The organism is Staphylococcus sp. HMSC072H03, assembly GCF_001809305.1.
Lineage (GTDB): Bacteria > Bacillota > Bacilli > Staphylococcales > Staphylococcaceae > Staphylococcus > Staphylococcus hominis.
Genome location: NZ_KV796879.1, coordinates 18,015 through 36,946, shown reverse-complemented (window position 1 = coordinate 36,946; position 18,932 = coordinate 18,015). Strand labels below are relative to the sequence as shown.

Annotated in this window: 22 protein-coding genes; all 22 read left to right on the top strand. The window is 31.9% G+C overall.

Going from position 1 to position 18,932, the window contains the following annotated elements; translation table 11 throughout:
• Nucleotides 1-156 precede the first annotated feature (156 nt).
• The 22 genes from HMPREF2578_RS02895 to pth all read left to right on the top strand — a co-directional run bounded on the left by HMPREF2578_RS02895 (nt 157) and on the right by pth (nt 18,932).
• The gene (locus tag HMPREF2578_RS02895) at nt 157-1,494 is read left to right on the top strand and encodes an aminotransferase class V-fold PLP-dependent enzyme (RefSeq protein WP_017176434.1); all 1,338 of its coding nucleotides are present in this window, start codon (nt 157-159) and stop codon (nt 1,492-1,494) included.
• Between the two features lies 1 nt (nt 1,495).
• Nucleotides 1,496-2,113, top strand: coding sequence for a dTMP kinase (tmk, locus tag HMPREF2578_RS02890; protein ID WP_017176433.1), 618 nt, complete (start codon nt 1,496-1,498; stop codon nt 2,111-2,113).
• Between the two features lie 27 nt (nt 2,114-2,140).
• Nucleotides 2,141-2,470 (top strand): cyclic-di-AMP receptor, encoded by a 330-nt coding sequence (locus HMPREF2578_RS02885; RefSeq protein WP_002455851.1) that lies wholly within the window; start codon nt 2,141-2,143, stop codon nt 2,468-2,470.
• Between the two features lie 177 nt (nt 2,471-2,647).
• A complete protein-coding gene (locus HMPREF2578_RS02880; protein WP_017176432.1) occupies nt 2,648-3,574 on the top strand; it encodes a DNA polymerase III subunit delta' C-terminal domain-containing protein in 927 nt (308 codons plus the stop codon).
• Nucleotides 3,575-4,378 (top strand): PSP1 domain-containing protein, encoded by an 804-nt coding sequence (locus HMPREF2578_RS02875; RefSeq protein WP_017176431.1) that lies wholly within the window; start codon nt 3,575-3,577, stop codon nt 4,376-4,378.
• A 16-nt stretch (nt 4,379-4,394) separates the two neighbouring features.
• Nucleotides 4,395-4,787, top strand: a complete 393-nt coding sequence (yabA, locus tag HMPREF2578_RS02870) for a DNA replication initiation control protein YabA (RefSeq protein ID WP_017176430.1) — start codon at nt 4,395-4,397, stop codon at nt 4,785-4,787.
• 121 nt (nt 4,788-4,908) lie between these two features.
• The gene (locus HMPREF2578_RS02865) at nt 4,909-5,634 is read left to right on the top strand and encodes a tRNA1(Val) (adenine(37)-N6)-methyltransferase (RefSeq protein ID WP_019835400.1); all 726 of its coding nucleotides are present in this window, start codon (nt 4,909-4,911) and stop codon (nt 5,632-5,634) included.
• On the top strand, nt 5,627-5,875 hold the full coding sequence (locus HMPREF2578_RS02860; RefSeq protein ID WP_017176428.1) for a GIY-YIG nuclease family protein: 249 nt from the start codon (nt 5,627-5,629) through the stop codon (nt 5,873-5,875). Before HMPREF2578_RS02865 ends, HMPREF2578_RS02860 begins: the two co-directional genes overlap by 8 nt.
• 1 nt (nt 5,876) lies before the next feature.
• Nucleotides 5,877-6,719, top strand: a complete 843-nt coding sequence (gene rsmI / locus HMPREF2578_RS02855; RefSeq protein WP_017176427.1) for a 16S rRNA (cytidine(1402)-2'-O)-methyltransferase — start codon at nt 5,877-5,879, stop codon at nt 6,717-6,719.
• 238 nt (nt 6,720-6,957) lie between these two features.
• Nucleotides 6,958-8,934: a methionine--tRNA ligase gene (gene metG, locus HMPREF2578_RS02850; protein WP_017176426.1), complete on the top strand. Its 1,977-nt coding sequence runs from the start codon at nt 6,958-6,960 to the stop codon at nt 8,932-8,934.
• 23 nt (nt 8,935-8,957) lie between these two features.
• Nucleotides 8,958-9,728, top strand: a complete 771-nt coding sequence (locus HMPREF2578_RS02845) for a TatD family hydrolase (RefSeq protein WP_017176425.1) — start codon at nt 8,958-8,960, stop codon at nt 9,726-9,728.
• 148 nt (nt 9,729-9,876) lie between these two features.
• On the top strand, nt 9,877-10,425 hold the full coding sequence (gene rnmV, locus HMPREF2578_RS02840) for a ribonuclease M5 (protein ID WP_029376829.1): 549 nt from the start codon (nt 9,877-9,879) through the stop codon (nt 10,423-10,425).
• Nucleotides 10,426-10,427: 2 nt separating this feature from the next.
• A complete protein-coding gene (rsmA, locus tag HMPREF2578_RS02835) occupies nt 10,428-11,318 on the top strand; it encodes a 16S rRNA (adenine(1518)-N(6)/adenine(1519)-N(6))-dimethyltransferase RsmA (protein ID WP_017176423.1) in 891 nt (296 codons plus the stop codon).
• Nucleotides 11,319-11,417: 99 nt separating this feature from the next.
• Entirely contained in the window at nt 11,418-11,681 is a 264-nt protein-coding gene (gene veg / locus HMPREF2578_RS02830) for a biofilm formation stimulator Veg (protein ID WP_002449940.1), read from the top strand.
• A 276-nt stretch (nt 11,682-11,957) separates the two neighbouring features.
• Nucleotides 11,958-12,806 carry a 4-(cytidine 5'-diphospho)-2-C-methyl-D-erythritol kinase gene (gene ispE / locus HMPREF2578_RS02825; RefSeq protein WP_017176422.1) on the top strand — a complete coding sequence of 283 codons (849 nt, stop codon included), beginning with the start codon at nt 11,958-11,960 and terminating at the stop codon, nt 12,804-12,806.
• Between the two features lie 14 nt (nt 12,807-12,820).
• Nucleotides 12,821-13,645 (top strand): pur operon repressor, encoded by an 825-nt coding sequence (gene purR / locus HMPREF2578_RS02820; protein ID WP_002449943.1) that lies wholly within the window; start codon nt 12,821-12,823, stop codon nt 13,643-13,645.
• A gap of 15 nt (nt 13,646-13,660) precedes the next feature.
• Nucleotides 13,661-14,041, top strand: a complete 381-nt coding sequence (locus HMPREF2578_RS02815) for a RidA family protein (protein WP_002449962.1) — start codon at nt 13,661-13,663, stop codon at nt 14,039-14,041.
• 68 nt (nt 14,042-14,109) lie between these two features.
• Nucleotides 14,110-14,421 (top strand): septation regulator SpoVG, encoded by a 312-nt coding sequence (spoVG, locus tag HMPREF2578_RS02810; protein WP_002449945.1) that lies wholly within the window; start codon nt 14,110-14,112, stop codon nt 14,419-14,421.
• 262 nt (nt 14,422-14,683) lie between these two features.
• The gene (gene glmU, locus HMPREF2578_RS02805) at nt 14,684-16,039 is read left to right on the top strand and encodes a bifunctional UDP-N-acetylglucosamine diphosphorylase/glucosamine-1-phosphate N-acetyltransferase GlmU (RefSeq protein ID WP_017176421.1); all 1,356 of its coding nucleotides are present in this window, start codon (nt 14,684-14,686) and stop codon (nt 16,037-16,039) included.
• A gap of 211 nt (nt 16,040-16,250) precedes the next feature.
• The gene (locus tag HMPREF2578_RS02800; RefSeq protein WP_002449951.1) at nt 16,251-17,216 is read left to right on the top strand and encodes a ribose-phosphate diphosphokinase; all 966 of its coding nucleotides are present in this window, start codon (nt 16,251-16,253) and stop codon (nt 17,214-17,216) included.
• Nucleotides 17,217-17,388: 172 nt separating this feature from the next.
• The gene (locus HMPREF2578_RS02795; RefSeq protein WP_017176420.1) at nt 17,389-18,054 is read left to right on the top strand and encodes a 50S ribosomal protein L25/general stress protein Ctc; all 666 of its coding nucleotides are present in this window, start codon (nt 17,389-17,391) and stop codon (nt 18,052-18,054) included.
• Nucleotides 18,055-18,359: 305 nt separating this feature from the next.
• Nucleotides 18,360-18,932: an aminoacyl-tRNA hydrolase gene (gene pth / locus HMPREF2578_RS02790; protein ID WP_002449969.1), complete on the top strand. Its 573-nt coding sequence runs from the start codon at nt 18,360-18,362 to the stop codon at nt 18,930-18,932.

The window sequence follows — 18,932 nt, the reverse complement described above, 5'->3', positions numbered from 1 at the left end:
GTGAGGTCTCTTTTTTTATGTCGAAATTTAGAAAAAGTGCTTGGAGCTAATGAATTGAGAAGAGATCAAACAACAGAAGTTGTAGCGTTTCTTTTATTTTTTTAAATTATCTATTAAAATAGGAGATATTTAAAGATATATGAGGAGAGGACTTAATTGAAATTACCTATCACTCAAAAACTTGATGATTTAATTCATCATCATGCTATCTCATTACATGTTCCAGGACATAAAAATATGACTATCGGTTATTTAGATGCATTATCTTTGAAAATGGATATGACTGAAATCACGGGTCTAGATGATTTACATCATCCAGAAGATACTATTTTAGAAAGTATGAATCGTGTGAATAAGCATCCTAATTATGATGCTTATTATTTAGTTAATGGTACAACTTCAGGCATTTTATCAGTTATACAAGCATTTACTCATATAAAAGGTCGTTATCTAATTAGCCGTAATGTACATAAATCAGTTTTTAATGCTTTAGATTTAACTCAACAGTCTGCAGATATTTTGCCTATGTACAGAAGTGATAAAAGTTACCAGTATTTAGCGCCTTTGATTGATACTAAAATGTTACGACATCAAAAACTCGCTGTCGTTACTTATCCAAATTATTATGGAGAATGCTTTGATATCAATCAGTGTGTTAAACAATTTCACGATTACAATATACCTGTTTTAATTGATGAGGCTCATGGTGCCCATTTTAATTTGAAACACTTTCCTAAATCAGCTTTAGAATCAGAAGCTGACTATGTTGTTCAATCGTATCACAAAACTTTGCCTACGCTTACTATGGGATCAGTATTATTTATTCATAAAAATGCACCTTTGAAAGATGAAGTTATTAAATATTTAGGTATTTTTCAAACTTCTAGTCCATCTTATTTAGTAATGTCGAGCATTGAACTAGCGCATCAATTTTATAATTCTTATGACAGTAGTCTCTTTTTCGAAAAAAGAAAACAATTTATTGAAACGTTAAGACAACAGCATTTTGAAGTTATTGAAGTCGAGGATCCATTAAAGCTTATTGTTCGAGCAAATGGGCATACGGGTTTTGAAGTACAACGTTATTTTGAAAAGAATCATATTTATATTGAATTAGCTGATGATTATCAAATACTCATTGTCTTACCATTGTGGCATTTTAATGATAGATATCCTTTCGAAACATTACTGCATAGAATAAAAACTATAAAATTACCTAAAAAAGCAAAAGAAAAGCTAGAGCCGGTTTTATTGCCGCTAGAAAAAAGTGTTTATGTATCAAAGTATATTAATCATGCATATTGGATAAATATTAATAAAGCACAAGATAAAGTATTAGCTCAACATATTGTGCCTTATCCTCCTGGAATTCCTGTGTTTTGGAAAGGAGAAAAAGTGACTAAAAATATGATAAAATTGATGCAATATTATCTTTCACATAGTGTACGTGTTGAAGGTATTAAAAACGATAAAATATTAGTTAAGGATGAATAATATGGCTGCATTTATAACGTTTGAAGGGCCTGAAGGTTCTGGGAAAACTACAGTGTTAAATCAGATTAATAAGTTGTTATCTGAAAATTATAATGTTATTTCTACTAGAGAACCAGGTGGAGTATCTACGGGGGAAGAAATACGTAATATCTTACTAGATGGTGAAAATATTGATATACGTACAGAAGCATTGTTATTTGCAGCATCTAGAAGAGAACATTTGGTTGAAAAAGTGATACCCGCTTTAAAAAATAATAAAGTAGTTTTATGTGATCGATATATTGACAGTTCTTTAGCATATCAAGGGCATGCACGGGGTATAGGTATAGAAGAAGTTAAAAAAATAAATGAATTTGCAATTAATGGACTTTATCCAGATTTAACAATTTATCTTGATATTGATGCTGAAGTGGGGAGAGAACGAATACTAAAAAATCAAAGAAGTCAGAATCGATTAGATAAAGAAACACTAACTTTTCATCAAAAAGTAATTGAGGGATATAAAACATTAATTAAAACTAATCCTGAGCGTTTTAAAGTAGTTGATGCTACACAAAACATCGAAAGTGTCGTAAGTGATACGTATGAGATCATTTTAAGTTACTTAAAAAACTTATGATATAATAATATGGAGAGGTGTATTAAAATGAAAATGATTATAGCGATCGTTCAAGATCAAGATAGTCAAGAACTTTCAGACCAACTCGTAAAAAACAATTTTAGAGCTACTAAACTAGCAACAACTGGTGGCTTCTTAAGAGCAGGAAATACAACATTCTTATGTGGTGTAGATGATGAACGTGTTGATGAAGCGTTAACCGTCATTGATAATACGTGTGGTAATAGAGATCAACTTGTTTCACCAATGACGCCAATGGGTGGTAGTGCAGACTCTTACATACCTTATCCTGTTGAAGTTGAAGTTGGAGGCGCTACAGTATTTGTAATGCCAGTAGAAAAATTCCACAGATTCTAAGCTTAATTTAACAATTAAATAAAGTTTTAAAAGATAATTTTCAAAGAGCCTGAAACATATTTTTTATGTTATCGGCTCTTTATCATATACATCATAATTAATTGCTAAATGATAAATGCGACTGAAAAATTTAATGATATAATTTTAAAATGAACTATGAATAGGGAGTATGCAAATATGGAGGAATTACAAAAATTAGCTAATGCGTTTCATTCGAATAAATTATCACATGCCTATTTATTTGAAGGTGATGATGCACAATCAATGAAACATGTAGCAATGGAATTTGCACAACTTATTCTTTGTAATGGAAATGAACAATGTGAGTTGAAATTGCGTAATTTTAATCATCCTGATTTTACATATATATCCTCTGAAGAATCTACTATAAAAAAAGAACAAATTGAACAACTTGTACGCCAAATGAACCAATTACCTATTGAAGGTACATATAAAGTTTATATCATAGAAGACTTTGAAAAGTTAACAGTTCAAGGTAAAAATAGTATCTTAAAATTTTTAGAGGAACCTCCAGAAAATACTATTGCAATTTTAATTTCTACTAAACCAGAACAAATATTAAATACGATTCACTCTAGATGTCAACATATGTATTTTAAACCGAGTGACAAATCGCATTTTATCGATAAACTTGTTGATAATGGTATGAATCGGGCTATTGCTGAAATGTTAAGTTCATATACGACACAAATTGAGGTAGCCAAAGACCTTAATGAAGAGTATGATTTAATTGAATTAAGAAAAGTAATCGTTCATTGGTGCGAATTATTATTAACAAATAAACCAATGGCCTTGATTGGTGTTATTGATGTGTTAAAAAATGCTAAAAATCGAAAACTACAACTTCTTACTTTGTCTGTTATCAATGCTTTTTTTGAAGATATGATGCATGCTAAAGTCGGAATTGAGAACAATTTCATTTTTACTGATCTTAAACCACTAATTAAGGAATACACAACACGATTAACACTTAATCAAATGATATTAATGTATGATCAAATTACAGAAGCACATAAAAAATTGATACAGAATGTGAATCCGATGCTCGTATTTGAACAAATCGTAATTAAAGGTGTGAGTTAAATGCCAAATGTAGTAGGTGTGCAATTTCAAAAAGCAGGTAAATTGGAATATTATGCGCCGAATGATTTAAAATTAGACAGTGAAGACTGGGTTGTAGTCGAATCTAAACGAGGCATTGAAATAGGTATAGTAAAGTTAGCTTCAAAATGTGTAAATGATGAAGATGTGACATTACCGTTAAAAGATATTCTACGTATTGCAACTGAAGAAGATATACAACAATACAATCAAAATGAAGAAGATGCAGAGCAAGCACTAATTTTATGTAAACAGTTAGTGAAAGATCAAGACTTAGATATGCGCTTAGTGAATTGTGAGTATACTTTAGATAAATCGAAAGTCATTTTTAATTTTACTGCTGATGATCGTATCGATTTTAGAAAGTTAGTGAAAGTATTAGCTCAAAATTTAAGAACACGTATTGAACTTAGACAAATTGGCGTTCGTGATGAAGCAAAACTACTAGGTGGAATTGGACCGTGTGGACGTTCATTATGTTGTTCAACATTTTTAGGAGATTTTCAACCGGTATCTATCAAAATGGCAAAAGATCAAAATTTATCATTAAATCCAACTAAAATTTCTGGTGCATGTGGACGTTTAATGTGTTGTCTTAAATATGAAAATGATTATTATGAGGAAGCTCGTGCACAATTACCAGATGTAGGCGATGAAATTCATACACCGGAAGGTACTGGACAAGTTGTAGGATTAAATATATTAGATATTTCGATGCAAGTGAAGATTGATGGTTTAGAGCAACCTTTAGAATATAAAATGGAGGAATTAGCTACATTTAATTAAGGAGAGTGTCTTTCTTTTGAATCGCAATGATTTATTCGAAAAAATTGTAAAATTAGAAAGTAACGTTAATGTATTAACTCAAGAGATGACTGAACTTAAATCTTTAGCTATTCAATTGATAGAAGAAAATGTAACGTTACAAGTAGAAAACGATAATTTAAAAGCGCTAATGGCTAAAAGTGAACAAGATGTTGAATCAACAAAAGTCAATAGTGAAAGTCAACATAATAAAAAATCAAATGAAAATGACTTTAAAAGTGCAATTAAAAATGTAAAAAAACCTTTACCAAGTAAAGACAATTTAGCTGTTTTGTATAGTGAAGGTTTTCATATTTGTAATGGCGAATTATTTGGTAAACATCGTTATGGTGAAGATTGTTTATTATGCATGAATGTTTTAAATAGTTAAATCCATAACAAAGAATGATAAATGGATGGTATAATTTTAATTTTTAGGAGAGATGAATTTCAACACAATAAAATTTCAGATTTTGTGTTGTGATACATCTCTTTTTTAGGAGATAACATATATGTTGAAGGAACAAGAAAGATTAGATGATTTAATTAAGGAGAACTTAAAAATCATTCAAAATGATGAGGTGTTTTCTTTTTCTACTGATGCACTTTTATTAGCACATTTTACTAAAGTACGAAAAAATGATAGCATTCTAGACTTGTGTGCCGGAAATGGTGTTATTGCTTTATTATTATCTGCAAAAAGTCATCAAAAAATAGAAAGTATTGAAATTCAAGAACAGTTGGCAGACATGGCTCAACGAAGCTTTAAATATAATCGATTAGAAGAGCGTTTATCTATGCATAATATGGATTTAAAAGATGTGTATCAAACGTTTAAACCCTCTCAGTTTACATTAATAACCTGTAACCCGCCTTACTTTAAACGTAATCAACTTCATCAACACCAAAAAGAAGCACATAAAATAGCACGACATGAAATTATGTGTAGTTTAGAAGATTGCATGTTTGCAGCACGGCATTTATTAAAACAGGGTGGACGTCTAGTTATGGTTCATCGTGCTGAACGACTTATGGATGTATTAACTGAAATGAGACAAGCTAATATCGAACCTAAACGTATTGTATTTATTTATAGTAAGCATGGTAAATCAGCAGTCACTATTGTTGTTGAAGGAAGAAAAAATGGTAATCAAGGTCTAGAGATTGCACCACCATTTTATATTTACAATGAAAATGGCGAATATAGTGAGCAAATGAAAGAGGTTTATTATGGGTAGTCACTTTGTATATATCGTACGTTGCAGTGATAACAGTTTATATACAGGGTATACGAATAATATTGAGGCACGTATAAATAAACACAATGCTGGGAAAGGTGCTAAATATACAAAAATAAGACGTCCGGTAGTGTTAGTATATCAAGAAATGTACGAGACAAAATCAGAAGCTTTACGTAGAGAATATGAAATTAAGACATTTACAAGACAAAGAAAACTAAAATTGATTGAGGAGGGATAATATGGCAACTTTATACTTAGTAGGGACACCGATAGGTAATTTAAGTGACATTACATTTCGAGCAATCGAAACGTTAAAACAGGTAGATATCATTGCGTGTGAAGATACGAGAGTAACTAAAAAGTTATGTAACCACTATGATATTACTACTCCATTAAAATCATATCATGAACATAATAAAGAGCAACAGACAGATTATTTAATTCAATTACTTAAAGAAGAAAATAATATTGCGCTTGTATCAGATGCAGGGTTGCCGTTAATTAGCGATCCAGGATATGAACTTGTTGTTGAAGCACATAAACATAACATTGCTGTAGAAACCATTCCAGGACCTAATGCAGGATTAACTGCACTAATGGCAAGTGGTTTACCTTCATTTACATATACTTTTTTAGGCTTCTTGCCACGAAAAGAAAAAGAAAAAGTGAATATTTTATCTCAACGAATGTATCAAGATAGTACTTTAATCATTTATGAGTCTCCATTTAGAGTGATTGATACACTAAAAGCGATTATTAAAGTAGATGCAAAAAGACGTGTAGCAGTAGGTCGTGAACTTACTAAAAAATTTGAACAAGTGGTTATGTTTGAAGTATCACAATTATTAGAAGCAATTGAAAATCAAGAGATTCCACAAAAGGGAGAATTTGTGATTTTAATTGAGGGGGCCAAAGCTCAAGAAACAAAGCAATGGTTTGAAGATGTAACGATTATAGATCATGTTAATCATTATATTGAGACTCAAAATTTAAAACCTAAGAAAGCGATAAAAGTAGTCGCAGAAGAACGACAGATGAAAACAAGTGAGATTTATGATATTTATCATAATATTAAATCGTAAAATTAATAAAAACTTGTATCATAGTGATAGAAAAATACCATAAAATATTAATTTATGGTAATGTTAATAAGATACGACAATGTATATTCTATATGGGTTATAATGAATAAGATAGATGTTTTATGATGATGTGTCGTCACAAACGTTATATTAAATATTCATTAGAAAATAATTAAAAATTTAGATAAAATTTAAAGTGAACTAGTCATTAAGACATGAACGAAAGGGAGGACTACTGATGGCGAAAGAAACATTTTATATTACAACCCCTATTTATTATCCTAGTGGTAATCTGCATATCGGTCACGCATATTCTACAGTTGCTGGTGATGTAATTGCACGATATAAACGTATGCAAGGATATGATGTTCGTTATCTTACAGGTACAGACGAACATGGTCAAAAAATCCAAGAAAAAGCGCAAAAAGCAGGAAAAACAGAATTAGAGTATTTAGATGAAATGATTGCTGGAATCAAACGTTTATGGGCTAAATTGGAAATCTCAAATGATGATTTTATTAGAACTACAGAAGAACGTCATAAACAAGTGGTAGAAAAAGTATTTGAACGTTTATTAAAACAAGGTGATATTTATCTTGGTGAATATGAGGGATGGTATTCTGTCCCTGATGAAACGTATTATACTGAATCTCAACTTGTAGACCCTGTTTACGAAAATGGTAAAATCGCAGGCGGTAAAAGTCCAGATTCTGGACATGAAGTTGAATTAGTTAAAGAAGAAAGTTATTTCTTTAATATTAATAAATATACAGATCGTTTATTAGAATTTTACGATGCTAATCCTGATTTTATTCAACCTCCATCTAGAAAAAATGAAATGATTAATAACTTTATTAAACCAGGATTAGAAGACTTAGCAGTTTCACGTACGTCATTTGATTGGGGGGTAAGAGTTCCATCTAACCCTAAACATGTAGTTTATGTATGGATTGATGCTTTAGTAAACTATATTTCTTCTCTTGGATATTTATCAGATGATGATTCATTATTCCAAAAATATTGGCCAGCAGATGTACATTTAATGGCAAAAGAAATCGTTCGTTTCCATTCTATTATTTGGCCTATCTTACTTATGGCTCTTGATTTACCTTTACCGAAAAAAGTATTCGCGCACGGATGGATTTTAATGAAAGATGGAAAAATGAGTAAATCTAAAGGTAATGTAGTAGATCCTAATGTTCTCATTGATCGTTATGGTTTAGATGCTACACGCTATTACTTAATGCGTGAATTACCATTCGGATCTGACGGCGTATTTACTCCGGAGGCATTTGTTGAACGTACTAATTTCGACTTAGCAAATGATTTAGGTAACTTAGTTAACCGTACGATTTCTATGATTAATAAATATTTCCAAGGAGAGCTCCCTGCATATCAAGGACCAAAACATGAATTGGATGAAGATATGGAAGCATTAGCACTTGAAACTGTGAAGAACTTCCATGACAATATGGAAAGTTTCCAATTCTCAGTAGCATTATCTACAGTTTGGAAGTTAATAAGTCGAACAAATAAATACATCGATGAAACCACTCCATGGGTTTTAGCTAAAGATGAAAGTCAAAAAGATATGTTAGGAAATGTAATGGCACACTTAGTTGAAAATATTCGTTTTGCAACTGTATTATTGCGCCCATTTTTAACACATGCGCCTAAAGAAATTTTCAAACAATTGAATATTAATAATTCAGATTTATACGAATTATCAAGTTTAGAGCATTATGGTGCATTACAAGAACCAATTATGGTTACTGAAAAACCTTCTCCAATCTTCCCAAGATTAGATTCAGAGGATGAAATTGCATTTATTAAAGAATCAATGCAACCACCTAAATCTAATGAAGATGATAAAGAAGAAGTACCAAGTAAATCGCAAATTGATATTAAAGATTTTGATAAAGTTGAAATTAAAGCTGCAACTGTTATTGATGCAGAAAATGTACCGAAATCAGATAAATTATTAAAAATACAAGTTGATTTAGGAGCAGAACAACGTCAGATTGTTTCAGGTATTGCGAAATTCTATCGTCCAGAAGATATTATTGGTAAAAAAGTGGCTGTTGTAACTAACCTAAAGCCAGCAAAATTAATGGGTCACAAATCTGAAGGTATGATATTATCAGCTGAAAAAGATAAAGTATTAACGTTAGTAAGCTTACCGAGTGCAATTCCAAATGGTGCAATTATAAAATAAATATAGCCGTTAGGAGAGATAAAATGTTAATAGATACACATGTTCATTTAAATGACGAACAATATGATGAAGATTTAAGTGAAGTGATATCTCGTGCAAGAGAAGCAGGCGTTGACCGTATGTTTGTCGTGGGATTTGATACTAAGACAATTGAACGTACTATGGAACTGATTGATGAATATGACTTTATTTATGGTATTATCGGTTGGCATCCTGTAGATGCAATAGATTTTACTGAAGAACGTTTAGAATGGATTGAATCATTAGCTCAGCATCCTAAAATTATCGGTATTGGAGAAATGGGATTAGATTATCATTGGGATAAATCTCCAGCTGATGTTCAAAAAGAAGTGTTTAGAAAGCAAATTGCTTTAGCTAAACGCGTTAAGTTACCTATTGTCATTCATAATCGTGAAGCAACTCAAGATTGTGTAGATATTTTAATGGAAGAACATGCAGAAGAAGTTGGAGGCATTATGCATAGTTTTAGTGCATCACCTGAAATTGCAGATGTCATTATTAATAAACTTAATTTCTATGTGTCATTAGGCGGACCAGTCACATTCAAAAATGCAAAACAACCTAAAGAGGTCGCTAAACATGTTCCAATGGATCGCTTATTAGTTGAAACAGATGCACCTTATTTATCTCCACATCCTTATAGAGGAAAACGTAATGAACCTGAACGTGTCACGCTTGTTGCACAACAAATTGCAGATTTACGTGATATGACATACGAAGAGGTATGTCGTCAAACTACAGAAAATGCAGAAAGATTATTTAACTTAAATTAATAATCCTCAGTATGAGAAAGATGTAAAACATCATCTATCGTAATGCTATCTAATAGTGAATGACGATAATATGTGCATCTTTCTCATTTTTTATAGTATAACCGTTATAATAGAAATGAGATTAAGTGAAAGGTAATGGTAAATGAATATGAGAATAAATGAATTTATCGTTGTCGAAGGCAGAGATGACACAGAACGAGTTAAAACAGCTGTGGAATGTGATACGATTGAAACAAATGGAAGTGCCATTAATAGAGAAACGTTAGCAGTGATTCAGAATGCTCAAGAAACAAGAGGCGTGATTGTATTAACTGATCCTGACTTTCCAGGTGATAGAATTAGAAATATTATTACTGAACACGTACCAGGAGTTAAACATGCCTATGTCGATCGTGAAAAAGCGAAAAATAAGCGTGGAAAAATTGGGATAGAACATACACATCCTGAAGATATAAAGAAAGCCTTAATGCATGTGAGTTCTCCTTTTGAAGAAGGAGAAGAGTCGATAGATAAAAGTGTATTAATTGATTTAGGTTTAATTATTGGTAAAGATGCGAGACGTAAGAGAGAAATACTTGGACGTAAATTGCATATTGGACATTCTAATGGCAAACAATTACTAAAAAAATTAAATGCTTTTGGTTATACTGAAGAAGACGTACGACGTGCATTATCAATGGATAAGGAGAATAAGTAAAGATGGATAGAAAAGATATAGCTACACCTTCTAGAACAAAAGAACTATTAAATCAATTTGACTTTAATTTTAAGAAAAGCTTAGGTCAAAATTTCTTAGTAGATGTTAATATTATTCATAAAATTATTGATGCAAGTCATATTGATAAGTCGACAGGCATAATTGAAGTGGGTCCTGGTATGGGATCATTAACAGAGCAACTCGCTAAAAGTGCTAAAAAAGTGTTGTCATTTGAAATCGATCAACGTTTAATTCCAGTTTTAAAAGAAACACTTCATCCCTACGACAATGTAACAATTATAAATGAAGATATATTAAAAGCTGATATAGCTGCATCTGTGAACACGTATTTAAATGATTGCGATAAAATTATGGTAGTAGCGAATTTACCTTACTATATTACGACTCCGATTTTACTTAATTTAATGCAACAAGATATTCCCATTGATGGTTATGTAGTGATGATGCAAAAAGAAGTTGGAGAGCGTTTAAATGCAGAAGTAGGTACAAAAGCATATGGTTCTTTATCTATTGTGACTCAATATTACACAGAAACGAGTAAAGTACTCACTGTCCCTAAATCAGTGTTTATGCCGCCACCAAATGTTGACTCGATTGTTGTAAAATTGATGCAAAGAGAGGAACCTCTTGTTTCAGTAGACGATGAACAAGCTTTCTTTAAACTTGCAAAAGCTGCTTTTGCTCAAAGACGTAAAACGATTAATAATAACTATCAGAATTTCTTTAAAGATGGTAAAAAATATAAATCACAAATTCATCAATGGTTAGAAAACGCAAATATTGATCCTAAACGTCGTGGAGAAACCCTTTCTATACAAGATTTTGCACGATTGTATGAAGAAAAGAAAAATTTCCCAGAATTAGAAAATTAAATTGTTGACAAAGTGTCGCTACCTTGATAAAATTTAAATTTTATTTGACATATTACTTCAAAATGTGATATTATGTAACCTGTAGCGAGGTGGAGCAATATGCCAAAATCAATTTTGGACATCAAAAATTCTATTGATTGTCATTTAGGAAATCGTATTGTACTTAAAGCCAACGGTGGTCGAAAAAAAACAATCGAACGTTGTGGAGTGTTAAAAGAGACATATCCTTCAGTATTTATTGTTGAATTAGATCAAGATAAGCATAATTTTGAAAGAGTGTCGTATACATATACGGATGTTCTTACAGAGAATGTACAAGTTTCATTTGAAGAGGATAATCATCAAGAAGTAGTTGCACACTAAATTCGAACATATAAATATAGAGTTGTTTAGTGTACTACAAACTCTATCATTAAAAACATATTGGGTGTTGGGCTGTTTAAGTTCAACACTCTTTTTAATTCTTAATCTCTTTTAATAAAATAATAATTTAAATAAATCAAGATTTGCAGTTGAAATTAAGATCATTTATCTCCTAATTTATTAACTTTTAATTATAATTTATAATGTAACTATCAAATATTTTAAGTCTTTATGTTAAAATCATTTTAATACTATTGATGAAGAGAGGGCGGAAAAATGATATATGAAACGGCACCAGCCAAAATTAATTTGACGCTCGATACACTTTTCAAAAGAAATGATGGTTACCATGAAATTGCTATGATAATGACAACAGTAGATCTGAATGATAGATTGTCTTTTCAGAAAAGAAATGATAATAAAATTGTTGTAGATATAGAACATAACTATGTTACTAATGATCATAAAAATCTCGCCTACCAAGCAGCTAAACTGATGATGGAAACATATCAACTTAAACAAGGCGTCACGATTTCGATTGATAAAGATATTCCGGTTTCTGCTGGATTAGCTGGGGGATCAGCTGATGCTGCTGCTACGATGCGAGGAATTAATCGTTTATATGAATTAGGCGCATCTTTAGAAACACTAAGCCAATTAGGCCTTCAAATTGGGACAGATGTTCCATTTTGCATCTATAATAAAACTGCTATATGTAAAGGGAGAGGCGAAAAAATTAAATTTCTAGACAAACCTCCTTCTGCATGGGTGGTATTAGCAAAACCTAATCTTGGAATATCTTCTCCAGATATTTTTAAAGAACTTAATTTAAAAGAGGATTATGATGTACATACAGAAATGTGTGAAGAAGCGATTAGACAGGGAGATTATATGAAATTGTGTAAGAGTTTATCTAATCGTTTAGAAACCGTTTCTATGTCTATGTATCCAGAAATTAAAAAAATTAAAAATAATATGTTGCGTTGTGGTGCTGATGGAGCACTAATGAGTGGGAGTGGACCTACTGTATATGCATTCGCTCAAAAGGAGAGCCAAGCAAAGAAAGTATATAATGCTGTAAATGGCTGTTGTAACGAAGTGTATTTAGTAAGATTATTAGGATAGAAAGGCTGGAACTTATGAGGTATAAAAGAAGTGAACGTATTGTCTTTATGACACAATATTTAATGAACCATCCAAATCAGTTAATTCCATTAACTTTTTTTGTGAAAAAATTTAAACAAGCGAAGTCATCGATTAGTGAAGACGTTCAAATCATCAAAAATACGTTCCAAAAAGAAAAATTGGGAACTGTAATTACAACAGCTGGCGCAAGCGGCGGTGTAACCTATAAGCCGATGATGAGCAAAGAAGAAGCAATCGAAATTATAGAAGAAATCATTACTATGCTACAAGAAAAAGAGCGCTTATTACCAGGTGGATATTTATTTTTATCGGACTTAGTTGGTAACCCATCATTACTTAATAAAGTAGGGAAACTCATTGCTAGTATTTACATGGATGAGAAACTAGATGCAGTAGTGACGATCGCAACGAAAGGGATATCACTTGCCAATGCAGTAGCAAACGTATTAAATTTACCTGTAGTAGTTATTAGAAAAGACAATAAAGTTACTGAAGGTTCTACGGTCTCCATTAACTATGTTTCAGGCTCATCAAGAAAAATTGAAACGATGGTCTTATCGAAACGCACATTAGCTGAAAACTCAAATGTGTTAGTTGTAGATGACTTTATGAGAGCAGGCGGTTCAATAAATGGTGTAATGAATCTTATGAATGAGTTTAAAGCAGAGGTGAAAGGGGTATCTGTACTAGTAGAATCAAAAGAAGTAAAACAAAGATTGATTGAGGATTATACTTCTTTAGTCAAATTATCAGATGTTGACGAATATAATCAAGAATTTAAAGTTGAACCTGGTAATATCTTGTCTAAATTTTCTTAAAAGGAGTTATACACCATGAAAACAATTAATACTAATAAAGCACCTGAAGCGTTAGGACCATATTCTCATGCAATGGTCGTGAATAATTTAGTATTCACATCAGGACAAATTCCATTAGATACTGAAGGAAACATCGTAAGTAGCGATGTCAAAGAACAAACAAAACAAGTATTAGAAAATTTATCTGTTGTACTTGAAGAAGCAGGTTCTGATTTAAACTCTGTTGTAAAAGCAACTATTTTTATTTCTGATATGAATGAATTTCAACAAATTAATGAAGTTTATGGTAGCTACTTTAATGAGCATCAACCTGCGCGAAGTTGCGTAGAAGTGTCTCGCCTACCAAAAGACGTTAAAGTTGAAATTGAATTAGTAGGTAAAGTTAAAGGAATATAATTTACTTAATTAACACATTGTCATGCTTCTAACCACACAAAGATATATATACTAGGGGGGCTCACTGCATGAAAGTGACAGATGTAAGACTTAGAAAAATACAAACAGATGGCAGAATGAAAGCACTCGTTTCTATCACATTAGACGAAGCTTTCGTAATTCATGATTTACGCGTAATCGAAGGCAACTCAGGTCTTTTCGTTGCTATGCCAAGCAAACGTACACCAGATGGTGAATTCCGCGATATCGCACATCCAATCAATTCAGAAATGAGACAAGAAATACAGGATGCTGTGATGAAAGTATATGATGAAACTGACGAAGTGATTCCAGATAAAAATGCTTCATCAGACGTAACAGAAGAATCAGACGAAGCTTAAAATAACAAAAATCAAATCATATTTTTGATAATGGTTATTTTATTAATTATGTAAGCTAAATGACGTGGGGACGAAACTCTAAATTCAAACTTGAATTTTGTTTCGTGCCCATTTTTATTGTTTTATCGATATTTTTTGAAAATTAAATGTATGATGCAAATAATTAAACTCTGTTTACAAAATTTGTTAAATCTTGAAACTATAAGTTGAGTTAAATTATAATTACTTGTGAAGTGCAAATTTTATTGGAGGATTATTATTCATGCAAAGAAATGCAATCATATTAGCAGCTGGAAAAGGAACACGAATGAAATCAAAGAAATATAAAGTGTTACATGAGGTTGCTGGTAAACCAATGGTTGAACATGTACTGACAAATGTTAAAAAAGCGGGCGTAAATCAAATCGTCACTATCGTAGGTCACGGGGCAGAACAAGTAAAAGAGACATTAGGTAATCAGTCATTATATAGTTATCAAAATGAACAATTAGGAACTGCACATGCAGTTAAAATGGCAGAAGAACATTTACATACTCAAGAAGGTACAACATTAGTAGTATGTGGAGATACACCACTTATTACTTCAGAAACTTTACAACGTTTAATTGCACACCATGAAGAAACACAAGCACAAGTTACTGTTTTATCGGCTACAGCTCAGACGCCTTTCGGGTATGGGCGAATCGTACGTGATCAAAATCATCACCTTAATCGCATTGTAGAAGAAAAAGATGCAACAAATGCTCAAAAAGACATCAATGAAATCAGCTCAGGTATATTTGCATTTGATAATAAAACGTTATTCGAAAAACTTAAACAAGTTAAAAATGATAATGCACAGGGTGAATATTATTTACCTGACGTCGTTACTTTAATTTTAGAAGATAATGGAAAAGCAGAAGTGTATCATACTGATGACTTTGATGAAATTATGGGTGTAAATGATCGAATCATGTTAAGTCATGCTGAAAAAGCGTTGCAACATCGTATTAATCATCATCATATGAGAAATGGTGTTACAATCATTGATCCAATCACTACATTTATAGGTCCAGATGTAGAGATAGGTATGGATACTGTTATTGAGCCAGGCGTACGTATCAATGGAAAAACATTCATTGGTGAAGATACACACGTTGGTCAATATTCAGAAATTAACAACAGTCGTATTGGCAATAAAGTTCATATTATACAATCAGTCATCAATGATTCTAGTGTAGGAAATAAGACCAAAGTTGGTCCATTTGCTCAATTAAGACCTGGTTCAAATCTAGGTGCTGAAGTTAAAGTGGGTAACTTTGTAGAAGTTAAGAAAGCAGAATTAAAAGATGGTGCAAAAGTATCACACTTAAGTTATATTGGCGATGCGAAAGTTGGTGAACGTACAAATATTGGTTGTGGTTCAATCACTGTTAATTATGATGGAGTAAATAAATTTAAAACAATCATTGGAAAAGACGCTTTCATTGGTTGTAACACGAATTTGATTGCCCCTGTAACAGTAGGAGATGGCGCTTTAATTGCAGCAGGATCGACGATTACAGATGACATACCTAAAGAAAGCTTAGCATTAGCACGCGCACGTCAAGTAACCAAAGAAGGTTACAATAAAAAATAAAGATTAATATAAGATACAAAAAGACTGTGTCATTTTTCTGTTAAAGGGAATAAATGAATATATAAATATAAAATTTTGAATGTATTACTATCATGCCAAGTTGAGTGATACGTAATAAACATATTATTGGTCAGTTTTTAGTGGAATATAGTAAAAATGCTAGAATTTTTATATAATAGTATTGTCTAAGTAAAAAATTGGAGGACTATAAATGTTAAATAATGAGTACAAAAATTCGTCTTTAAAGATTTTTTCTTTAAAGGGAAATGAACCATTAGCACAAGAGGTTGCTGATCGTGTAGGAATCGAATTAGGGAAATGTTCTGTTAAACGCTTCAGTGACGGTGAAATTCAAATTAATATTGAAGAAAGTATTCGTGGATGTGATGTATTTATCATTCAACCGACTTCTTATCCAGTTAACTTACATTTAATGGAATTATTAATTATGATTGACGCATGTAAACGTGCCTCTGCAGCAAATATCAATATTGTTGTTCCTTATTATGGTTATGCGCGCCAAGATAGAAAAGCGCGTAGTCGTGAACCAATTACTGCAAAATTAGTAGCAAATTTAATTGAAACTGCTGGTGCAAATCGTATGATTGCTTTAGATTTACATGCACCACAAATTCAAGGTTTCTTCGATATTCCAATCGATCACCTAATGGGCGTACCGATTATTGGACAATATTTTGAAAATGATCCTAACATCAACCCAGAAGAATGTGTTGTTGTATCTCCGGATCATGGCGGGGTAACACGCGCACGTAAATTAGCAGACATTTTAAAAACTCCGATTGCTATTATTGATAAACGTCGTCCTAAACCAAACGTGGCAGAAGTGATGAATATCGTTGGTGAAATTGAAGGACGTACAGCTATTATTATCGATGACATTATTGATACGGCAGGAACAATTACTTTAGCTGCTCAAGCATTAAAAGATAAAGGTGCGAAAGATGTATATGCTTGTTGTACACATCCTGTACTCTCAGGTCCTGCAAAAGAACGTATTGAAAATTCAGCGATTAAAGAACTTATTGTTACAAATTCAATCTTACTTGACGATAGTCAAAAACCATCAAACATCAAAGAATTATCTGTAGCTGGTTTAATAGCACAAGCTATTGTTCGTGTATATGAACGTGAGTCAGTAAGTGTATTATTTGACTAAAATTTACAAATGAGTTTGACTTATTATTTTTAAACATGTATAATTTATTCGTTCGTGATTTAACGAATAAATAAACACTTGCAAGCAATATTTAAATTGATGGGCAAGTGAGGAGAAGTTAAGACAATATATTATTATTGTTTCAACTTGAAAATGAAAGGTGGAAATACGAATGGCTTCATTAAAGTCAATCATTCGTCAAGGTAAACAAACTCGTTCTGACCTTAAAAAATTACGTAATACAGGTAAAGTACCTGCTGTTGTTTATGGTTATGGTACTAAAAACACTTCAGTTAAAGTAGATGAAGTTGAATTCATCAAAGTCATCCGTGAAGTTGGACGTAACGGTGTTATTGATTTAGGCGTGGGTTCTAAAACAATTAAAGTTATGGTATCAGATTATCAATTTGATCCACTTAAAAACCAAATTACTCATATCGACTTCTTAGCTATTAACATGACTGAAGAACGTACTGTTGAAGTACCAGTTCAATTAGTTGGTGAAGCAGTTGGCGCTAAAGAAGGCGGCGTAGTTGAACAACCATTATTTGATTTACAAGTTACAGCAACTCCAGAAAATATCCCAGAATCAATTGAAGTAGATATCACTGATTTACAAATAAATGATAGCTATTCAGTTGGGGATATTAAAGTATCTGGTGATTTCACAATTGAAAACGATCCAGAAGAATCTGTTGTTACAGTAGTTCCTCCAACTGATGAACCTTCTGAAGAAGAAATCGAAGCAATGGAAGGTGAATCAGCAACTGAAGAACCTGAAGTAGCTGGTGAAGACAAAGAAGACAAAGAAGACGAAGAAAATAAAGACGAAGAATAATTCGTTGATGACTATGTATTCACTTTAAGTGAGAATGTCTTTAATTAAATTGATAGAAAGAGCCTGATACATGTTCATATGTAGAAGGCTTTTTCTTATGTATATCGGACATTTAAAAAATGAATGTTAAAATAAAGTTGAAGATTGATAACTTATAAAAGAGTGGGTTACGAAATCATTGAATTTCTTTCCTACTCTCTTTTTGTATTATATTGAGTAATATTATAAAATAAGGAGTAATCGACACATATTAAATTAAATGTTCAAATCAATCAAAAAGATGAACACAATGGAGGTTGCAACGTATGAAATGTATTGTGGGTCTTGGTAATATAGGTAAACGTTTTGAACGAACAAGACACAATATTGGCTTTGAAGTGATTGACTATATTTTAGATAAAAATCAATTTACATTAGATAAACAAAAATTCAAAGGCGCTTATACTATTGAACGTTTAAATGGGGATAAAGTGCTATTTATCGAGCCAATGACTATGATGAATTTATCAGGAGAAGCTGTAGGACCTTTAATGGATTACTATAATGTAGAAGTTGAAGATTTAATCGTTTTATACGATGATATGGATTTATCTCAAGGGCATATTCGTCTACGTCAAAAAGGAAGTGCAGGTGGACATAATGGAATGAAATCGATTATTAAACATTTAGGTACAGATCAATTTAAGCGTATTCGTATTGGAGTAGGAAGACCAACGAATGGTATGTCAGTTCCAGATTATGTATTACAAAAATTTTCTAATGAAGAAATGATGACAATGGAAAAAGTAATTGAACATGCTGCACAAGCAGTGGAAGCATTTATTGAGACGTCTCGTTTCGATCATGTTATGAATGAATATAATGGAGAAGTCAATTGA

Coding starts and splice junctions, on each gene's coding strand:
- HMPREF2578_RS02800 (WP_002449951.1), top strand. CDS start 16,251: ATGTTAAATAATGAGTACAAAAATTCGTCTTTAAAGATTTTTTCTTTA.
- tmk (WP_017176433.1), top strand. CDS start 1,496: ATGGCTGCATTTATAACGTTTGAAGGGCCTGAAGGTTCTGGGAAAACT.
- HMPREF2578_RS02815 (WP_002449962.1), top strand. CDS start 13,661: ATGAAAACAATTAATACTAATAAAGCACCTGAAGCGTTAGGACCATAT.
- HMPREF2578_RS02875 (WP_017176431.1), top strand. CDS start 3,575: ATGCCAAATGTAGTAGGTGTGCAATTTCAAAAAGCAGGTAAATTGGAA.
- pth (WP_002449969.1), top strand. CDS start 18,360: ATGAAATGTATTGTGGGTCTTGGTAATATAGGTAAACGTTTTGAACGA.
- HMPREF2578_RS02865 (WP_019835400.1), top strand. CDS start 4,909: ATGTTGAAGGAACAAGAAAGATTAGATGATTTAATTAAGGAGAACTTA.
- HMPREF2578_RS02880 (WP_017176432.1), top strand. CDS start 2,648: ATGGAGGAATTACAAAAATTAGCTAATGCGTTTCATTCGAATAAATTA.
- HMPREF2578_RS02885 (WP_002455851.1), top strand. CDS start 2,141: ATGAAAATGATTATAGCGATCGTTCAAGATCAAGATAGTCAAGAACTT.
- rsmI (WP_017176427.1), top strand. CDS start 5,877: ATGGCAACTTTATACTTAGTAGGGACACCGATAGGTAATTTAAGTGAC.
- HMPREF2578_RS02795 (WP_017176420.1), top strand. CDS start 17,389: ATGGCTTCATTAAAGTCAATCATTCGTCAAGGTAAACAAACTCGTTCT.
- HMPREF2578_RS02860 (WP_017176428.1), top strand. CDS start 5,627: ATGGGTAGTCACTTTGTATATATCGTACGTTGCAGTGATAACAGTTTA.
- rsmA (WP_017176423.1), top strand. CDS start 10,428: ATGGATAGAAAAGATATAGCTACACCTTCTAGAACAAAAGAACTATTA.
- rnmV (WP_029376829.1), top strand. CDS start 9,877: ATGAGAATAAATGAATTTATCGTTGTCGAAGGCAGAGATGACACAGAA.
- purR (WP_002449943.1), top strand. CDS start 12,821: ATGAGGTATAAAAGAAGTGAACGTATTGTCTTTATGACACAATATTTA.
- metG (WP_017176426.1), top strand. CDS start 6,958: ATGGCGAAAGAAACATTTTATATTACAACCCCTATTTATTATCCTAGT.
- ispE (WP_017176422.1), top strand. CDS start 11,958: ATGATATATGAAACGGCACCAGCCAAAATTAATTTGACGCTCGATACA.
- spoVG (WP_002449945.1), top strand. CDS start 14,110: ATGAAAGTGACAGATGTAAGACTTAGAAAAATACAAACAGATGGCAGA.
- glmU (WP_017176421.1), top strand. CDS start 14,684: ATGCAAAGAAATGCAATCATATTAGCAGCTGGAAAAGGAACACGAATG.
- HMPREF2578_RS02845 (WP_017176425.1), top strand. CDS start 8,958: ATGTTAATAGATACACATGTTCATTTAAATGACGAACAATATGATGAA.
- veg (WP_002449940.1), top strand. CDS start 11,418: ATGCCAAAATCAATTTTGGACATCAAAAATTCTATTGATTGTCATTTA.